The organism is Variovorax sp. VNK109 (assembly GCF_049445855.1).
Classification (GTDB): Bacteria; Pseudomonadota; Gammaproteobacteria; order Burkholderiales; family Burkholderiaceae_C; genus JAGOCV01.
The window spans coordinates 82,464-99,247 of record NZ_JBMSDV010000003.1 but is presented as its reverse complement, the minus strand read 5'-3'; the positions used below and the strand labels follow the sequence as shown (position 1 = coordinate 99,247).

The window sequence follows — 16,784 nt, the reverse complement described above, 5'->3', positions numbered from 1 at the left end:
CATGGAAACGCAGACGACCGCCCCGGGCACAACGGAGCACCGCAGCGTGTGCTGCCATTGCTCGGCACGCTGCGGCGTGGTCCTTACGCTGCAGTCGGGGCGGCCCGTCGCGATTCGTGGCGACGCGGATCACCCGGTGTCCAAGGGGTTCATCTGCCCACGTGGACGCGCCGCCATCGAGTACCACGACCACCCCCGGCGCCTCGACCATCCGCTGCGTCGCGTTGGTGCCCGCGGTGAAGGACGATGGGAGCGCGCGAGCTGGGATGACGCGCTGGACGATATTGCGGCGCAGATGCAGCGCGCGATCGCAGAGATCGGGCCCGAAGCGATCGGCTACCTGTACGGAACGTTTCACGGCTCCGACCAGGGGGCGGCGATCCGCCTGCTGAATCTGCTCGGAAGCCCCAACAGCGCGGGCATGGGCTTCATCTGCGCCGGCCCGAAGATGGAAGCGGAGGCGCTGACATTCGGCTTTGGCCCGGCCACGCCGGACCCGGTACCGGGTGAGACACGCACGGTGCTCGTCTGGAGCCACCGGCCCTCGGCCTCGAACGCCCCTCTATGGGGCAAGCTGCTCGATGCGAAGCGGGCCGGCGCACGCCTTGTCGTCATCGATCCCTACCGCACTGCAGAGGCCCGCCTGGCCGACCAGTGGCTGCAGATCCGTCCGGCGACAGACGCGGCACTGGCGCTCGGTCTCATCCACGTCGCCATCGAGCATGGATGGATCGACGTCGATTTCGTCCAGCGCTGGACCATTGGCTTTGACGCATTGCGCGACCGCGTTCAGGCCTTCACGCCCGAGCGCGTGGAGGAAATCACCGGCCTCGGCGCGGACGAGATCATCGAATGCGCGCGCGCCTACTGCACCGGCGGGCCCGCATTGATGTCGCAAGGCCTGCCCAACGGCATGGGCGTGAATGCGCTCAACTTCGAGCGCGCCAAGTGCTGCCTGATGGCGGTGAGCGGCAACCTCAACCGTCGCGGTGCCAACCGCCTGCTCGGCCCGCCCGAAAAGGCACTGTCGAAAGTGGACCTGGAGATGTACGAAGCGCTGCCTGTGGCCCAGCGTCACAAACGGCTTGGCAGCCAGCACTTCCGGCTCCTTTCGGAAGGCTACGAAAGGATCTGTGCGGCCAATGCGAGGTTGTGGCCCAACCACGCGAACGCCATGAGTGCAACCTATTGTGGACTTGCACATCCGCCCTCCCTGCTACGCGCCATCACGCACGAAGATCCCTACCCGGTACGCACACTGCTGGTGCAGCACACCAATGCGGTCGCCGTGCTGGCCGATGGCGGCCGCACACGGGAGGCACTCAAGTCGCCGAACCTGCATTCGCTGGCTGTCCATGAGATGTTCATGACACCGACTGCCATGCTTGCGGACTGGGTACTTCCCGCTGCACACTGGATCGAGAAGCCTTACATGTATGTGCACGGCCAGAACGGATTGGTGCTTGCCACGCGCAGGGCCATCGATCCGCTGCATGAGCGCCGCGACGATCATGCCCTGGTGCGCGGACTGGCCGTGCGGCTGGGTCTGGCAGACCATTTCGCAGCAGATCTGGAAGGCGTGTGGGACCAGATGCTGGCGCCCGCAGGCCTCGATTTCGAAACCTTGTCCGGGCGCGAGAAGAACTGGATCAACGATTGCCTTGCGGCGGACCATCTTCGCCTGACAGCGGACGGCGACATGCTCGGGTTCGGCACGCCCTCCCGGAAAGTCGAACTGGCCTCGTCGATTCTCGAAGCGTGCGGTTACGACCCGCTTCCGGACTATCGCCCGTCGGGCGCAGGCGTGCCGACACCCGGGCAACCGCTGCGGCTGACCACGGGTGCCACAACACTGCAGATGACGCATAGCGATCACAGACAGGTTCAGAGCCTCCGGAAGAAGCACCCGGACCCGTTGTGCAAGATGCACCCCGACACTGGGGCTCTCCTCCAACTGGTGGACGGCCAATGGGTCTGGCTCGAGACCACGAAGGGGCGCATCCGGCAGAAGCTCATGCTGTCACCGGACGTGGCCATCGGCACGGTGGATTCCGAACGATGGTGGTATCCCGAGGCCGATGGCGCCGAGCCCCGCCTGTTCGACGTGCTCAGCAGCAACGTGAACGCGCTGTTGGCGGACGACGCATCGATGTGCGACCCTGCCTACGGCACCTGGCCATTGCGTGAGGCGACCTGTCGCGTCACACCCGACACACCCTCGACTCCCGTGGAGACAACATGAACCCGACAATTCCCTCTTCACTCGAAGCCGCGATCCAGCAGTATTTCGACATCCTCTACACCTGCGATCTCGCGAAGTTCGACGCGTTGTTCTCGGCTGCGGCCCAATTGCAGACCGTAAGGGACGGCAGCCTTGTCGTGATCGGCCGGAACGACTACCGTGCGCTGCTGGCGCAGCGCACGCCGCCCGCGAGCGTTGGTGCAGCACGGCACGACCGTGTCTTGCATGTCGACGTTCAAGGAGATCATTGCGCCATGGCGAAAGTCGGTGTCTCGATCATCGACAAGGAATTCGTGGACTACCTGTGCTTTCTCCAGGCCGACGGGCGCTGGCAACTGGTAAGCAAGGTCTACATGCAGACAGCCTGAACGGCCGCGCCAGCCGCTTCAAGCGGTTACGCCGGCAGAGGCCTCCAGCAAATCGTGCACATGCACCAGCTTCACGCGCGGGCGGCCTCGCAGTCGCCCGGCGGCGCGTTCCGAGGCGTCAATTCGGGCCCACCCGGACTGATCGACGAGCTGCAGTCCGCGCTGCGCGAGATCCTGAGACAACGCCGAAAAGCCACCACGCGTGCCATGCGACTGCTGCCCGAGAAATTCGAGCACGCGCGCCGCCACCTGCGCTCCGTCGTCACGGTTGGTGCCGATCACGCCGGCGGCGCCGCGTCGCGCCCAACCCGTGACGAAGAGGCCATCGCATGGCCTGTCCAGGTGATCGATGATCTGGCCATCGCGATTGGCAATGCTGCCCTTCGTCTCGTCGATCGCCAGGCCCGCGAAAGCAGGTGCGATGCTGCCGATGCTGCGCACCAGCAAGCGTGCCGGCAAGGTCATCCACTCCTGCGAACCCGGACTGCCGCGACGGAAGCTGACCGACTCCACGCTGTCTGGACCGGACACAGCCACCGGCTGGAGACCGAAATGGAAATGCACACCGGCCGCGTCGAGCGCGGCAGTGCTGGGGCTGTCACGCAAGACCTGCTGGAAGAACTGGCCGGCAGCCTTTTGCGCGTCGTCGGCATCCCCGGGCGGCTCCGAGTCAACGAAATCGGGGTCGGTATGGACGTGCACGGCGATCCCGGCAGCCTTCACCAGCTCACGCAGTTCCTTGACAGAGAAGCGTGTGTGCCACGGATCCCGGCGCCCCGCGACGTGGACGACCCGCACGCCGCTCGCGCGCAGGGAAACCAGTGCGTGCTCTGCCATGTCCGAACGATGGCGTCCGTCTTCGGACAGCAGCAGGATGCGCGCGATATCCAGCGCCACGTTACCCTGCCCCACGACGACCGCCTGTTCGCCCGACAGGTCCATGAGGTGATGTGCCGCATCCGGGTGGCCGTTGTACCAGGCGACCACCTCAGTCGCACTGTGACTGCCGCGCAGTTGCTCGCCAGGAATGCCCAGGCGGCGCGGCGCAGGCGCACCGGTGGCCAGCACGACCGCATGGAAGTGTTCTCGCAGCAGGTCGAGCGATACCGTGCGTGGGATACTGACGTTCCCCACCAGATGCAGCCTCGGATGCCGCAGGATTTGCTCGAACACCGAACAGATCTGCTTGAGCTTCAGGTGATCCGGCGCAACGCCATAGCGCGCAAGACCGAAAACGGCGGGCAGTTTTTCGATCACCGTCACATGCAGGGTTTCATCGGCCTCAAGCAAGGCCTGGGCGCAATACAAACCCGCAGGCCCTGCGCCCACGATGGCGCACTCCCGCGCCGTCATGTGAATCCCAATGCAGCGCGCTTCGCTGCGGCGCCAGGCAGTGCCTCCTGGCGCTTCGCGATGACTGGCAGGCCAGGCGCGCGCTCAGCATTGATGCCCGCCCAATGCGCCAGCGTGTCGGGAAGATCAGCCTCGTCATAGATCGCCTTGACGGGGCAGCGCGGTGCGCACGCACCGCAATCGACGCAAAGGTCCGGGTCGATGTAGAGCATGCGCTCATCGGCATGAAAACAGGCCACGGGGCATACCTGGACGCATTCGGTATAGCGACAGGCGTCGCAATTCTCGGTAACGACGAAAGGCATTTTGTCTCCTCACCTGCGCGTCATTCGAGCTTGATGTTGGCGCTGCGCGCGACCACGTTCCAGTGTTCGATCTCGCCGCGTATCCAGTCGCCGAACTGTGCGGGTGTCGAGCTCGCCGGGGTCATCCCCATATCAATGAGCTGCTTGCGCACACCGGGGTTGTTGACGGCATTCGTACTTTCCGTCGCCAACCTGTCGACGATCCCCTGGGGCGTGCCTGCAGGTACCACCATGCCGTACCAGGTCAGCACGCGAAAGCCGGGCATCGTCTCGGCAAGCGCCGGGGTGTCGGGCAAAGCGGCGTGGCGCTCTTCGGATGTCACGCCCAATGCCTTCGCAGTGCCACCGCGGACCTGCTGCAGCGCAGAGTTGAACGGATCGAAGAGCAGGTCGATCTGCCCGCCCAGCAGATCCTGCGTGGCGGGCGCGCCGCCGCGATAGGGAACCAACGTGAGGTTGAGGCCGGACTTCATCGCAAGCAACGCCGAGGAGAGATGCCCCGAGGTGCCGTTGCCCGGATAGCCAATGGTGAGAGGACGCCCCAGCGTTTTTGCCCATTGCGTCAACTCCGCCATGTTATTGGCAGGCACACCCTTGTGCGTCATCAATACGAGGGGAGAAATGGCAAGCAATGAAACGGGCTTGAAATCCCGGATTGGATCGAATGGCAGTTTGGGGTAGACAGCCGGGCCAATGCCGTGTGTGGCCACATGTGTAAACAGGACCGAGTATCCATCCGGAGCAGAACGCGCCACGTTTTCCGCTGCCAGATTCGCGCCCGCGCCGGGTCGGTTGTCAACTGTCATGCGCTGCGGCAATTGCTCGGAAAGACGGGTCGCGAACACACGCGCCAGTACATCTGTGGCGCCACCAGGAGGAAAGCCGACCACCAGCCGGATGGGCTTTGACGGATAGGCCTCCTGTGCTTGCGATGTCAGGGGTGCGAGCCACGGAGCTGCAAACAGCGACAGGGCGACCAGCAGGCGAGCTCTCGCGGGAAGTGTGGGGTGATTCATGTTTTCTCCGGTGAACTGTGGAAGGCGATATGCATCAGGGATGTCGATGCATGCGAGATTCCTGCCAAACGTGGCTCCGGTAAAGAACCACTTTTCAGCGATCCCGCAGAGCCAGTCGCCCCGCAGAAGTGGCTCCCCCGAAAAATCAGGAATGGCACTTGTCGACATGCCAGTGCAGGCAGACGATCAACGCTCCCCCGCTACTTCATGGAACGCTTATGACTACGCCCCCTTCCCTGGCCGGCACCTTCCTCTTTTCCGTCACCCCCACGCGCGACACGGGCGAGATCGACCTCGGCGCGTTCGGTCGGCTGCTGGACCACGCCATCGGGCAGGGCATCCACGGTGTAGCGGTATTCGGCAGCACCGGCATGATCGGCTCGTTCACCGAAGAGGAGCGCCGCGACGTCATCCGGTTCGCGGTGGAGCATGTCGATGGCCGGGTTCCGGTGATGGCGGGCACGAGCGCGGTGACCACTGCAGAGGCCGTCCGTCTCTCGCAATATGCAGAGAAAGTCGGCGCCGATGCACTGCTGGTCGTACCCTTCACCTACTGGATCCCGTCGGACGACGAACTGTTCGGCCACTATCGCGCGATCGCCGAATCCGTCCAACTGCCGGTGGTGGCCTACAACAGCCCCCGGCTCACCGTGGTTGACATGAGTTCCGCATTCCTGGCCCGGCTTTCCACCCTCGGCAATCTCCGCCGCATGAAGGAGAGTTCGCCCGACCTGTCGCGCATCCCCGCGCTTCGCAGGCTGTCTGGTGGGAAGATGGCCGTGGCCACTGGTCGTGACGCGAACGCGCTGGACGCGTTCATGCTCGGGGCGGACGCCTGGTATGCAGGCATCTCCAACGTGATCCCGCACCACGCGTCGAAGCTCTATGAGCTGGCGTGCATCCGCCGCGACATCCCGGCAGCCCGTGCGTTGTTCGAAGAGATCCAGCCGCTGTGCGCCTTCGGCATGGAGAGGGGTCTGGTACGCGTGGCGTACAGCGGGCTTGCGATGCAAGGGTTGCCGGTGGGTCGTCCTCGCGCGCCGATCAGCATGCTGTCCGATGCAGACGCGGCAAGACTCAAGGAACTGCTGCAGCGGCTCGGCCTCGTCTGAAGGCGGCCCCGACGACACGGGGCTCTGCCGTCACGCCTGCAATTGCACGCGGGCCGCGCGCGCAACCTCGCCCCACTTCAGCTTCTCGCGCGCCACCAGCTTCGTCATCTCATCCGGTGAGCTCGACGACAGATCGAGCGCCAGCGGCCCGAACCGGTCACGCATCTCCGGCGATTGAAGCAGCTTGACCATCTCCGAATTCAGGCGCCCGACGATGGGCGAAGGCACACCACGCGGTGCGACGACGCCGTACCAGATGAGCGCTTCATATCCCGCAAAGCCCTGCTCGGCAATCGTCGGCACATCAGGAAGAATCGACAGGCGTGTCGTTCCCGTCACGCCCAGCGCGCGCACCCGGCCCGCCTTCAGGTGGGGAACCGCGGTCAGCGCGACTTCGTAGAAAGCCTGCGTCTGGCCAGCCATGACACTGGCAAGCGCGGGAGCGCCGCCCTGGAAAGGCACGCTGACCATCGAGATCCCTGCCATCGTGTTGAAGAGTTCACCGGCAAGATGTTGTGCGCCACCTGCACCCGGGGTCGCAAGGTTCAGTCCTGCAGGCGTCTTTTTCGCGAGTTCGACGAACTCACGAAGATCACGCGCCTGCAGCGACGCGGGCACCACCATCACGAGCGGAGACGCGCCGCAGTAGCTGATGTTCTGGAAATCGTTGACAGGGTCGTAGGGCAGGCTCTGGTAAACCACCGGGTTCACAGCGAGGCTCGTGGAACTGCCCATGAAGAGCGTGTAGCCATCGGGCGCGGCCTTGGCTGCGAGGTTCGCGCCGATGATGGTGTTTGCACCGGGTTTGTTCTCCACGACCACAGGCTGACCCAGGCCGGCAGACAGCCTGTCAGCCACGGCGCGCGTGAACGTGTCCGTCGGCCCTCCGGCCGGGTACGGCGCAATCATCCGCAGGGAGCGGGAAGGCCAGGCCTGCGCGCGGATGGCGGGCGCGGCAAGCACGGAGCCTGTGGCAAGCAAGAGCGATCGACGTTTCATTTGGGGACCTCAGTTTCGGCAAGTGGATGCGGAGCCATTAAACAGAGGACATCGCCAGCAGACGAGTACCACTCCCCCATCATGCAAGGGCACCAATCCGTCGCTGCGGCGACAGCACGTCCCCACAGCGACAACGGCTGCGGCACGCAGCGCGCCACAATGCCGCCATGGGAACGCTCTATCTCGTGCGTCATGGTCAGGCTTCATTCGGTGCGGACGACTACGACCAGCTCAGCGAACTCGGCATGCGCCAGAGCGTGCTGCTGGGCGAGCACTTCGCACACCACGCGCTGAAGTTCGACGCCATCCTCACCGGCTCGCTCAAGCGCCATGTGCAGACACTGCAAGGCATCCTGCAGGGCATGAAGGAAGAGCACGCGGCCGCGCAGCCCGCACCGCTCGTGTGGCCAGGGCTCAACGAATACGACAGCGCCGCCGTCGTGGCGGCGATCCACCCGGCACCGCTGGCCAAACCCGACACGCCCGAGATGTACCGCCAGCATTTCCGGTTGTTGCGCGACGGTCTCGCGCAGTGGATGTCGGGCACCGTCTCACCGCGCGGCATGCCCAGCTATTCGGACTGGCGCGACGGCATCGTCCGTGCGCTCGATCACGTGCGCCAGAACGTGGACGGCAACGTGCTCATCGTCTCGAGCGGCGGGCCGATTTCCACCGCCGTGGGCCATGTGCTGGGCACCAGCGCCGAAACCACCATCGAGCTCAACCTGCGCATCCGCAACACCGCCGTCACCGAGTTTGCCTACACGCCCAAGCGCCACATGCTGGTGTCGTACAACGCCCTGCCGCATCTGGGCGGGCGGGAACACGCGGACTGGATCAGCTACGCCTGACGCATTCACGCAGGGTTGCGTCCGCCGCAGTTGCGCTCGCGCAAGGCTGCGGTGATACTGGCTCCGATGAAGAAGGAGGGAATCCACCTGCACGCCAGCACGGCGGCCGAGTCCGCGCCGTGGGTCGACGCCATGCTCGACTGGCTGTCACGGCTGGGCCTGGAGCATGTGGTGCTGGTGCGGCCGCTTTCCCATGCAGGCAGATCCGGCCATCAGTTCGTGCTCGGCGTCGACTGGTTCCAGAGCTGGACACCCGGCTTCGACACGCTGGGCCTGGCACAACGCATGGGCCTGGACACGCAGGCCGACAGCGAAGACCTGGAGCGCGAGATCCTCGTCGCCATGCTGGCGTCGCCCATCGCATTCGCATTCCCGTCGTTCGACGAACTCGTCTCGCAGGTGCGCATGCGCATCGACATCGTGCAGGCCGCCCGCAAGACGGCCCTGGCCTTCCAGACCGAAGCTGCCGAGCGGCCGGACGATTGCTGGACCTACCACGAGAACACCGGCTTCACGCTGGTGCCGGGCCACCGGCTGGTGGATGCACTGGTGAAGGCGACACAACCCGAAGCGACCGGCCGCCTCTACTCGTTCTCGTGCTACCGGGCGACGGAGTATGTGATCCTGCTGGCCATCGCGCGCGAACTGGAGCGCAGCAACCCCGCCTTGCTGCAAGCGCTGGAGCGCGACAGCGAAGTGCGCGCGATCCGCTCAGGCCTGTTCCATGATGTGTTCCTCGTCGAGTACGGCTCGATGGAACAGCCACTGCCGCCACGCTACTACGTGCCGGGCGACCGGCTGTGGTTCCGCAACCCCGACGGACGCTCGGCCGACGTGGCGGGCTTCGAAGGGTCGTGGGTGTTCTATGAAGGGAGCGGGCTCTTCAGCAATTTCTGGAAGCGCGGTGCGCCGTTCAGCTTTGCGTCGAAGTGCCTGGAGATCTATCACTGGCGCGACGGTGTGCGCGAAGGCCAGCCCGGCGAAGAACCGGTGATGGATGAAGACGAAGTCGCCAGGCGCGTGGCGCTGACGATGGAAGACCCTGCGGAGGTGAAGCGCATCCTCTCGCTGATGCAGCGCCTGCGTGAGCCCAAGGGGGTGTACGTGGATGGTGGCTGCATCGACACGTCGCGGGAGTATCCGCGCCGCGTCAGGCCGGCCACCACCGGCATCGTGCTGCCCCCGCCGGGCTGACGCACGCAGATCACCAGAGTTCCTGGATGCGGAAGGTGTGTGCGGCTTGCACGGCTTCTGCACGGACTTCGGCGCGGTCACGCGAAGGGCCTTCGGTCTTGCTGTCCACGTTGGCGTAGGCTTCGGCCACGGTCGGCAGTTCACCGGCGGCGGATGCGCGGTCGAACTCGGCGCGGACTTCGGCACGCGTCAGGTTGCCCGTGAAGGCGGTGCGGTTCTGCAGGTCGTAGTCGGCGCTGTCGGCGAAGGCGGAGCCGGTTGCTGCAACGAGGGCCAGGGCGATGATGGAGAGCTTGTTCATGACATTTCCTTGAAAGTGGTTCGGGTTTCATCGGCGACACCGTGTCGTCGATGAAACGTAATGTCCCGCAATGCCCTTTGCGCCGCGACAGGCCGGAGACGGAACGCGCGAAGCGCGGCGTGAAATGCACGCAGCGCGGCGCGAAATGCGGCGGAAGCAACCGGTTTCAGGCCGCGCGCAGGCGCAATTGCGTGATTTCGGAGGGCGCGCCGAAGCGCTTGGGCGGGCCCCAGTAGCCTGTGCCCCGGCTGGTGTAGACCCACAGCCTTCCGAGGCGATGCAGGCCTGCCGTGAACGGCTGCTGGAAGCGCACGAAGTGGTTCCACGGCCAGAACTGGCCGCCGTGCGTGTGGCCGGAGAGCTGCACGTCGAAGCCGACGCTGGACGCGGCCTCCGCGCTGCGCGGCTGGTGCGCGAGCAGCACGCGCGCCCCGGCATCGGCCGGCGCATCGACGAGTGCCTTGGCCGGATCGCTGCGGTGTGCTGAATCGAACAGGTGGGCGGTGTAGTCGTTCACCCCGGCCAGCACGAGCTGCGCATCACCGCGGCGCAGCACCACGTGCTCGTTCATCAGCACGTTCACGCCGAGGCCGCGCAGATGATCGATCCACGCATGCGCGCCCGAGTAGTACTCGTGATTGCCGGTGACGAAGTAGGTGCCGTGGCGCGACTTCAGTTGCGCGAGCGGCGCGACGTGCGGCGCGAGCTGGCGCACCGATCCGTCGATCAGGTCCCCGGTGACGGCCACCGCATCCGCATCCAGCGCGTTCACGCGGTCCACAATGGCTTGCAAATACTTCGCCTTGATCGTCGGGCCGACGTGGATGTCGCTGATCTGTGCGATGGTGAACCCGTCGAGCGCGGCGGGCAGGCCCTGGACCGGCACGTCCACCGTCACCACTTTGGCGGTGCGGCGTGCGTTGAGGAAGCCGAGCACGGTCGCAGCGAGCGAGACGAAGAGCACGCCCCAGGCCGACGCGGGCTCGAGGTCGGGCGGCAGCACGACCGCAGGCGCAAAGCGCTGCACGATCCACGTGCCCAGGTACACCAGTTCACGCAGCAGCGTGAACACGAAGAGCGACGAGAACAGGCCCATGAACAGCATGCCCGCCCAGGCCAGCCGGTCGGCGTTCTTCTCGCCTTCCCCATGTGCCCTGCGCACGAGAAGCCCCAGAGGCATCAGCACGGCCGACACCGCCAGCAGCAGGGCCAGCACACCGGCCGCAAAAGGCCACGCCAGCAGCGAAGGAACGAGCATCCAGCCGACCCACAGGTGCAGGACAGCGGAAAAGGCAAACAGGAAGGAACGGCCCATGGTCTGCCCAAGATGGGCATGCCCGCCAGGGATTCAAGCCTTGGCAGGCTGACAGCGGCGGTCAGTAGGTCTTGTACGGCAGGAACTTGCCCGACAGCACCACATTGACGCGGTCGCCCTTGGGATCGGCCTGGCGCTGGATGTCCATCGAGAAGTCGATCGCGCTCATGATGCCGTCGCCGAACTCCTCATGGATCAGTTCCTTGATCGTCGTGCCGTACACGTTGACGATCTCGTACCAGCGGTAGATCAGCGGGTCGGTCGGCACGGCCGTGGCGAGCGAGCCCTTGTAGGGCACGACCTGCAGCCATTTCTGCTCTTCGGCGCTCAGGCCGAAGATCTTGCCCAGTGTCTTGGCCTGCGCGGCCGAGGCGGTCATCTGGCCCAGGCACAGGGCCGTCGTCCATTCCTTGGATTCGCCGACTTTCTTCGCGACGGATTCCCAGGTAATGCCCTTGGACACCTTGGTGGAAATGATCTTCTCGGTAACGTCCATGCGGTTCATTTGCTGCTTCTCCTTTTCTGGGTGCGGTGATGGATGTGTGGATGAATGAATGGTTTCAGTGGTCGGCCGGCTTGCCGCCCGCGAGTGCGCGGGTGACGAGGAAGTCGACGATGTGGTTGCGCAGCTCGTAGTAGCCGGGCAGGTGGTGAAGGCCGGCGCGCGTGCGCTCGCGCGGCAGCGTGTTGGTGACGACTTCGGCAATGCCGCCGGGCGTGTACCGGCCGTCCGACTCGTGGCCGTTCGTCATGAGCAGGATGCGGTCGGCCAGCAGGATGGCCTCGTCCACATCGTGCGTGATCATGAAGACCGTCTGCTGCGTGTCGCGCACGATGGTCATCAACTCGTCCTGGATGGTGCCGCGCGTGAGCGCATCGAGCGCGCCGAACGGTTCGTCGAGCAGCAGCATCTTGGGCTGGATGGAGAAGGCCCGTGCGATGCCCACGCGCTGCTTCATGCCGCCCGACAACTGCGAGGGCTTCTTGTCGATGGCCGCCGAGAGGCCCACCATCGCCACGAACTTTTCCACATGCACGTTGACCTTCGGCGCCGGCCATTCGGGCCAGCACGACTTCACCGCGAATGCGATGTTCTGCCGCACGGTGAGCCAGGGCATCAGCGCGTGGCCCTGGAACACCACACCACGCTCCAGGCTCGGCCCCGATATCTCGCGGCCGTCCATGAACACGTGGCCGTCGGTGGCGGTGTCCAGCCCGGCGAGCACGTTGAGGATGGTCGTCTTGCCGCAGCCCGAGTGGCCGATGATGCAGACGAACTCGCCCTTGTCGAGCGTGAACGACACGTCGGCGAACACCGGCTTGCCCGGCACCCAGGTCTTGGCGAGTCCTTCGACTTTGAGGAAACCGGTCATCGGCTTTTCTTTCCTGTGTATGGCAACCACGGCATCGCGTTCGGAGAGTTCACTCCACATACGTCACCACTTTCTGCAGGCTGGCGAATGCCAGGTCCAGCAGCATGCCGACCACGCCGATCACCAGGATGGCGAAGATCACATTCGTGAGCGAGAGGTTGTTCCATTCGTTCCACACGAAGTAACCGATGCCCGTGCCGCCCACCAGCATCTCGGCGGCGACGATGACGAGCCAGGCGATGCCCATCGAGATGCGCATGCCGGTCAGGATGGTCGGCGCAGCCGCCGGCAGGATGACGAGGAACGCGCGGCGCAGTGCGCTGACTTCCAGCGTGGCGGCGACATTGAGCCAGTCGCGCCGCACCGATGCGACACCGAAGGCGGTGTTGAGCAGCATCGGCCAGACCGAGCAGATGAAGATCACGAACACGCCGGAGATCGACGAGTCCTTGATCGTGTAGAGCGCCAGCGGCATCCAGGCGAGCGGGCTGATGGGCTTGAGCACCTGGATGAACGGATCGAGCGCCTTGTAGAGCAGCGGGCTCATGCCGATGGCAAATCCCAGCGGCACGGCGACCAACGTCGCCAACAGGAAGCCCAGGGCCACGCGACCGAGCGAATGCGCCAGCTGGATCGCGATACCCTTGTCGTTGGGCCCGTTGTCGTAGAACGGGTCGGACAGTTGCTGCACGATCGTCGCACCCATCTGTGCGGGCGTCGGGAAGCCTTCGGACTTCTTCTCGCCGCCCGGGTCCTTGCCGAGCATCTTCATATACTCGATCTGCTCGGGCGTGAGTTGCGCAGCAGGCGACGCGGCGCTGCCAGACACCGTCGCCGCATGCCAGATGCCGATCAGGGCCAGGAGCATCAGCACCGAAACGAGCGCCGCGCGCATCCTCAAGGACTTCATTGCTTGGCTCCGCGCGGTCAGGCCATCTTGTTGATCGGAAAGCTCTTGACGTAGTCGTCCGGCTTGGCCGGATCGAACACCTTGCCCATGATGGTGAACTTCGGATAGGCGCCGTCAGGCACCTTCTGGTCGAGCTCCTTCATGTGCTTCTTCGCGTCGGTCAGAAGGAACACTTTTTCAGCGACCTGCCTGTAGTTGACTTCGCCCTTGATGTAGCCCCAGCGCTTCATCTGCGTGAGCATCCACACCGCCATCGACTGCCACGGCATCGGATCGAAATCGGCACGATCGGGCACGGTCTTGATCCCGCCCAGGCCATCGGCGAAGCGGCCGGTCAGCACCTGCGCGATCACGGTTTCCGGCTGGTTCAGGTAGGCCTGCGGCGCGATGACCTTGGCAATGAGCTCGCGGTTCTTCGCATCACGCGCCATGGCAGCGGCAGTGAGCACCGAACGGTAGAGCGCGGCGAAGGTGTTGGGGTTCTTCTGGATGAACTCGGTTGACGTACCGAACGCGCAACACGGATGGCCGTTCCACAGGTCCTTGGTCAACACGTGCAGGAAGCCGATCTCGTCGTAGACCGCACGCTGGTTGAACGGATCGGGGCCGAGGTAACCATCGATGTTGCCGGCGCGCAGGTTGGCCACCATCTCCGGCGGAGGCACCACGCGGATCTGGATGTCCGTATCGGGGTTGAGACCGTGCTCCGCCACGTAATAGCGCAGCAGGAAGTTGTGCATGCTGAACTCGAACGGCACGCCGAACTTGAAGCCCTTCCACATCTTCGGGTCGCGCTTGTCCTTGTGCTTGTTGGCGAGCGTGATGGCCTGGCCGTTGGTGTTCTGGATGGTGGCGACGTTCATCGGCACCGCCGTGGAGCCGACGCCCAGCGAGATGGCCAGCGGCATGGGCGACAGGAAGTGCGTGGCGTCGTATTCCTTGTTGAGCATCTTGTCGCGGATGAGGGCCCAGCCGGCCGTCTTCACCACTTCGACATTCAGGCCTTGCTGGCGGTAGAAGCCCAGCGGGTGCGCCATGATGAGTGGCGTGGCGCAGGTGATCGGGATGAAGCCGATCTTCAGGTCCTTCTTCTCGAGTGCGCCCTTGTCCTGCGCCATGGCCTGCAACGCGGAAACGGGCAGCACCGATGCGATGGCGGCACGCGCGGTGTTCGCACCCACGGCCTTGAGGAAACTGCGGCGCACGCTGTCGACGGGGAAGATCGCCTTCATCAGGCTGGCCTCGACGAATTCGTGGGACAGCTCTTCCGCTGCGGTGGACAGGGAGGGCGCGGATGCAGCAGCGGCCACGGCACGATCGTGGTCCGCAGCAGCGTGGTCCTGCCCGCAGGAGCAGCGCATCAGCAGCGGACGATCGGCGTCGTACGGATCGTAGGCTTTGGAGGAACCGGTTTCAGGCAGTCTGGACATGGTGCACCTCTTTGGAAAGATGCCTGTCACTACGCAAGCGATGCGCCAGATACCGTGCCAGCGCGGCGTTTTGCGTGCCACACCATCAAATCGTCGATGGTTCTGCGCCGGCTTGTAGGGCTGCCCCTACAAATTCGCGTGTCGCTCGGCGTAAATCGCCAGTTCCACATCGTTCTTGGTGCCGGTCTTCTCCAGGATGCGGGCGCGGTAGGTGCTCACCGTGTTGGCGGCCAGGCCCAGTTGCGCACCAATCTCGCTCACGCTGCACCCTTGTGTGAGCAGGCGGAACACCTGGTGCTCGCGGTGCGAGAGCGCCTCGGCGCCATAGCGGCCGGCCACCGCGCCGGCCAGCGCCTCGGCAGTGGCCGGCGTGACATAGATGCCGCCGGACGCCGCCTTGCGCACGGCGGCCAGCATGTCGTCCGAATCCGCGCTCTTGTTCAGGTAGCCCGCTGCGCCGAGCTTGATGCAGCGCACGGCGTACTGCCGTTCGGGATAGGTGCTGAGCATCAGCACCGGCAGGCGCGGATGGTCGGCGCGCAGTTGCTGCAGCACGTCGAGCCCGTCGCGGCCGGGCAATGCGATGTCGAGCAGCACGAGGTCGATGCCGCCGTGCATGGCCTGCACGCGCTCGATCACTTCGGGGCCGGTGGTCGCCTCGGCCACCACCGAGAGATCGGGCGCATCGGCCAGCACCTGCCTGAGGCCCTCTCGCACGATGCGGTGGTCGTCGCCGATGAGGATGCGGATGGGTGTGCTCATGGCCGTCATCGTCAACCTTGCACCGGCATCACGAGGCGGAAGGTCGAGCCCTGGCCCGGCTGGCTGTCGATGGCGACGTAGCCCCCGAAATGACGCGCGCGCTCGCGCATGCCCATCACGCCGTAAGCCGTGGGTGACTCGAATTCGTCCGGTGTGGCGCCACGGCCGTCGTCGCGCACGGAAAGCGTCACGCGTTCGCCGTCCGCCGCGATGCGGATGTCCACCGCGCCCGCCTGCGCATGGCGGCCCACGTTGCTCAGCATCTCCTGGAAGATGCGGAACACCGCCATCGCTGCCGGCTCGGGCAGGTCCACGCCGGGCGCGATGTCCATCGACCAGTCCAGCTTCAGTTCGGCCGACTGCACGAACTCGTGCGCCTGCCATTCGAGCGCGGCCCACAGGCCCTGGTGGTCGAGGATGCTGGGCCTGAGGTCGGTGATGATGCGGCCCACGTTCTCCACCGCGTTCTCGATGAGGCGGCCCATGCTCTGGCATTTGCAACGCAGCCGCTCGCGCATCGCATCGGCTTCCGGTGCCGCGCGCTCGGCTTGCTCGCCCAGGCGCTTGTCGAGCCAGTTCACATCCATCTTGAGCGCCACCAGCAAGCTGCCCAGTTCGTCGTGCACCTCGCGCGCGATGCGCGTGCGCTCGTCTTCGCGCGCCGAATCGAGCCAGGCCGAGAGCTTGCGCGTCTGCGTGAGCGCGTCCGAGAGTTCGCGCGTGCGTTCGTCCACGCGCACTTCGAGTTCTTCCTTGGCGCGATGCAGCGCATCGGCCGCCTGCTTGCGCGGCGTGATGTCCACCAGCGTCGCCATCGCGCCCAGCACCATGCCGTTGTCGACGACCGGGTGCGAGGTGTATTCCGCGTCGAAGCTGCTGCCGTCGCGCCGCCACAGCACCTCGTTGTCGATGCGGCACGACAGGCCCTGCCGGAACGCATTGAAGATCGGGCAGTCCTTCTCGGGATAGGGCGTGCCGTCGTTGCGCGTGTGGTGGATCAGCTCGTGCATGTTGCGGCCGATGACCTCGGCCGGCTCGTACCCGAGCATGCGCGCGCCGGCCGCATTGATGAAGATGCAGCGCCCCGCCAGGTTGATGCCGAACATGCCTTCGCCCGTCGACTCCAGCAGCAGGGCCAGCCGGTCGCGCCACAGCGGATGCGCGAGCGACTGCCCGTCACCCAGCGGGAAAGCCTCGGTCAGGGGCGGCCGGGAGGTATCGGGCATGGTTGTCATGGTGCGGGCAGGCAAGCA

The 16,784-nt window shown here is 65.2% G+C and carries 17 protein-coding genes; 5 read left to right on the top strand and 12 right to left on the bottom strand.

The window, feature by feature from the left end:
- The first annotated feature begins 1 nt into the window (after position 1).
- Positions 2-2,242 (top strand): molybdopterin-containing oxidoreductase family protein, encoded by a 2,241-nt coding sequence (locus ACO2Q9_RS11570; protein ID WP_423311437.1) that lies wholly within the window; start codon positions 2-4, stop codon positions 2,240-2,242.
- Entirely contained in the window at positions 2,239-2,610 is a 372-nt protein-coding gene (locus tag ACO2Q9_RS11565) for a nuclear transport factor 2 family protein (protein ID WP_423311435.1), read from the top strand. The genes ACO2Q9_RS11570 and ACO2Q9_RS11565 overlap by 4 nt, the downstream gene beginning before the upstream one ends.
- 18 nt (positions 2,611-2,628) lie before the next feature.
- Here ACO2Q9_RS11565 and ACO2Q9_RS11560 read toward each other — a convergent pair whose 3' ends face one another.
- Genes ACO2Q9_RS11560 through ACO2Q9_RS11550 form a run of 3 tightly spaced genes read right to left on the bottom strand, consistent with a single transcriptional unit; the run spans position 2,629 to position 5,452 of the window.
- Entirely contained in the window at positions 2,629-3,963 is a 1,335-nt protein-coding gene (locus tag ACO2Q9_RS11560) for an FAD-dependent oxidoreductase (RefSeq protein ID WP_423311433.1), read from the bottom strand.
- Positions 3,960-4,268, bottom strand: coding sequence for an indolepyruvate ferredoxin oxidoreductase subunit alpha (locus tag ACO2Q9_RS11555; protein WP_423311431.1), 309 nt, complete (start codon positions 4,266-4,268; stop codon positions 3,960-3,962). The genes ACO2Q9_RS11560 and ACO2Q9_RS11555 overlap by 4 nt, the downstream gene beginning before the upstream one ends.
- A 20-nt stretch (positions 4,269-4,288) precedes the next feature.
- Entirely contained in the window at positions 4,289-5,452 is a 1,164-nt protein-coding gene (locus ACO2Q9_RS11550; protein ID WP_423311429.1) for a Bug family tripartite tricarboxylate transporter substrate binding protein, read from the bottom strand.
- A gap of 50 nt (positions 5,453-5,502) precedes the next feature.
- On the opposite strand from ACO2Q9_RS11550, the gene ACO2Q9_RS11545 reads away from it, so the two are divergent.
- Positions 5,503-6,396 carry a dihydrodipicolinate synthase family protein gene (locus ACO2Q9_RS11545; protein ID WP_423311427.1) on the top strand — a complete coding sequence of 298 codons (894 nt, stop codon included), beginning with the start codon at positions 5,503-5,505 and terminating at the stop codon, positions 6,394-6,396.
- A 30-nt stretch (positions 6,397-6,426) separates the two neighbouring features.
- Here the strand turns inward: ACO2Q9_RS11545 and ACO2Q9_RS11540 are convergent, their stop codons facing one another.
- A complete protein-coding gene (locus ACO2Q9_RS11540) occupies positions 6,427-7,395 on the bottom strand; it encodes a Bug family tripartite tricarboxylate transporter substrate binding protein (RefSeq protein ID WP_423311425.1) in 969 nt (322 codons plus the stop codon).
- A 167-nt stretch (positions 7,396-7,562) separates the two neighbouring features.
- Between ACO2Q9_RS11540 and ACO2Q9_RS11535 the strand changes: the two genes are divergently transcribed.
- Together ACO2Q9_RS11535 and ACO2Q9_RS11530 are read left to right on the top strand one after the other, a co-directional pair.
- Positions 7,563-8,246, top strand: coding sequence for a histidine phosphatase family protein (locus ACO2Q9_RS11535; protein WP_423311423.1), 684 nt, complete (start codon positions 7,563-7,565; stop codon positions 8,244-8,246).
- Positions 8,247-8,312: 66 nt separating this feature from the next.
- The gene (locus tag ACO2Q9_RS11530) at positions 8,313-9,440 is read left to right on the top strand and encodes a hypothetical protein (protein ID WP_423311421.1); all 1,128 of its coding nucleotides are present in this window, start codon (positions 8,313-8,315) and stop codon (positions 9,438-9,440) included.
- 10 nt (positions 9,441-9,450) lie between these two features.
- Here ACO2Q9_RS11530 and ACO2Q9_RS11525 read toward each other — a convergent pair whose 3' ends face one another.
- The 8 genes from ACO2Q9_RS11525 to ACO2Q9_RS11490 form a co-directional block, all read right to left on the bottom strand.
- The gene (locus ACO2Q9_RS11525; RefSeq protein WP_423311419.1) at positions 9,451-9,741 is read right to left on the bottom strand and encodes a DUF4148 domain-containing protein; all 291 of its coding nucleotides are present in this window, start codon (positions 9,739-9,741) and stop codon (positions 9,451-9,453) included.
- A gap of 166 nt (positions 9,742-9,907) precedes the next feature.
- Complete coding sequence (locus ACO2Q9_RS11520; protein WP_423311417.1) at positions 9,908-11,056, bottom strand: metallophosphoesterase; 1,149 nt, start codon at positions 11,054-11,056, stop codon at positions 9,908-9,910.
- Between the two features lie 61 nt (positions 11,057-11,117).
- Positions 11,118-11,561, bottom strand: a complete 444-nt coding sequence (cynS, locus tag ACO2Q9_RS11515) for a cyanase (protein ID WP_423311415.1) — start codon at positions 11,559-11,561, stop codon at positions 11,118-11,120.
- A 55-nt stretch (positions 11,562-11,616) separates the two neighbouring features.
- The gene (locus ACO2Q9_RS11510; RefSeq protein ID WP_423311413.1) at positions 11,617-12,489 is read right to left on the bottom strand and encodes an ABC transporter ATP-binding protein; all 873 of its coding nucleotides are present in this window, start codon (positions 12,487-12,489) and stop codon (positions 11,617-11,619) included.
- On the bottom strand, positions 12,479-13,339 hold the full coding sequence (gene ntrB / locus ACO2Q9_RS11505; RefSeq protein WP_423311411.1) for a nitrate ABC transporter permease: 861 nt from the start codon (positions 13,337-13,339) through the stop codon (positions 12,479-12,481). The genes ACO2Q9_RS11510 and ntrB overlap by 11 nt, the downstream gene beginning before the upstream one ends.
- Positions 13,340-13,356: 17 nt before the next feature.
- Positions 13,357-14,769, bottom strand: a complete 1,413-nt coding sequence (locus ACO2Q9_RS11500; protein WP_423311409.1) for a CmpA/NrtA family ABC transporter substrate-binding protein — start codon at positions 14,767-14,769, stop codon at positions 13,357-13,359.
- Between the two features lie 126 nt (positions 14,770-14,895).
- Positions 14,896-15,531, bottom strand: a complete 636-nt coding sequence (locus ACO2Q9_RS11495; protein ID WP_423311407.1) for a response regulator — start codon at positions 15,529-15,531, stop codon at positions 14,896-14,898.
- 11 nt (positions 15,532-15,542) lie between these two features.
- Positions 15,543-16,757 (bottom strand): PAS domain-containing sensor histidine kinase, encoded by a 1,215-nt coding sequence (locus ACO2Q9_RS11490; protein WP_423311405.1) that lies wholly within the window; start codon positions 16,755-16,757, stop codon positions 15,543-15,545.
- Positions 16,758-16,784 lie beyond the last annotated feature (27 nt).

Bases quoted from the DNA above. Each gene is read 5' to 3' on its own strand.
- ACO2Q9_RS11550 (WP_423311429.1), bottom strand. From the start codon at position 5,452: ATGTCGACAAGTGCCATTCCTGATTTTTCGGGGGAGCCACTTCTGCGG.
- ACO2Q9_RS11540 (WP_423311425.1), bottom strand. From the start codon at position 7,395: ATGAAACGTCGATCGCTCTTGCTTGCCACAGGCTCCGTGCTTGCCGCG.
- ACO2Q9_RS11560 (WP_423311433.1), bottom strand. From the start codon at position 3,963: ATGACGGCGCGGGAGTGCGCCATCGTGGGCGCAGGGCCTGCGGGTTTG.
- ntrB (WP_423311411.1), bottom strand. From the start codon at position 13,339: ATGAAGTCCTTGAGGATGCGCGCGGCGCTCGTTTCGGTGCTGATGCTC.
- ACO2Q9_RS11500 (WP_423311409.1), bottom strand. From the start codon at position 14,769: ATGTCCAGACTGCCTGAAACCGGTTCCTCCAAAGCCTACGATCCGTAC.
- ACO2Q9_RS11565 (WP_423311435.1), top strand. From the start codon at position 2,239: ATGAACCCGACAATTCCCTCTTCACTCGAAGCCGCGATCCAGCAGTAT.
- ACO2Q9_RS11570 (WP_423311437.1), top strand. From the start codon at position 2: ATGGAAACGCAGACGACCGCCCCGGGCACAACGGAGCACCGCAGCGTG.
- ACO2Q9_RS11510 (WP_423311413.1), bottom strand. From the start codon at position 12,489: ATGTGGAGTGAACTCTCCGAACGCGATGCCGTGGTTGCCATACACAGG.
- ACO2Q9_RS11535 (WP_423311423.1), top strand. From the start codon at position 7,563: ATGGGAACGCTCTATCTCGTGCGTCATGGTCAGGCTTCATTCGGTGCG.
- cynS (WP_423311415.1), bottom strand. From the start codon at position 11,561: ATGAACCGCATGGACGTTACCGAGAAGATCATTTCCACCAAGGTGTCC.
- ACO2Q9_RS11530 (WP_423311421.1), top strand. From the start codon at position 8,313: ATGAAGAAGGAGGGAATCCACCTGCACGCCAGCACGGCGGCCGAGTCC.
- ACO2Q9_RS11520 (WP_423311417.1), bottom strand. From the start codon at position 11,056: ATGGGCCGTTCCTTCCTGTTTGCCTTTTCCGCTGTCCTGCACCTGTGG.
- ACO2Q9_RS11545 (WP_423311427.1), top strand. From the start codon at position 5,503: ATGACTACGCCCCCTTCCCTGGCCGGCACCTTCCTCTTTTCCGTCACC.
- ACO2Q9_RS11495 (WP_423311407.1), bottom strand. From the start codon at position 15,531: ATGAGCACACCCATCCGCATCCTCATCGGCGACGACCACCGCATCGTG.
- ACO2Q9_RS11490 (WP_423311405.1), bottom strand. From the start codon at position 16,757: ATGCCCGATACCTCCCGGCCGCCCCTGACCGAGGCTTTCCCGCTGGGT.
- ACO2Q9_RS11525 (WP_423311419.1), bottom strand. From the start codon at position 9,741: ATGAACAAGCTCTCCATCATCGCCCTGGCCCTCGTTGCAGCAACCGGC.
- ACO2Q9_RS11555 (WP_423311431.1), bottom strand. From the start codon at position 4,268: ATGCCTTTCGTCGTTACCGAGAATTGCGACGCCTGTCGCTATACCGAA.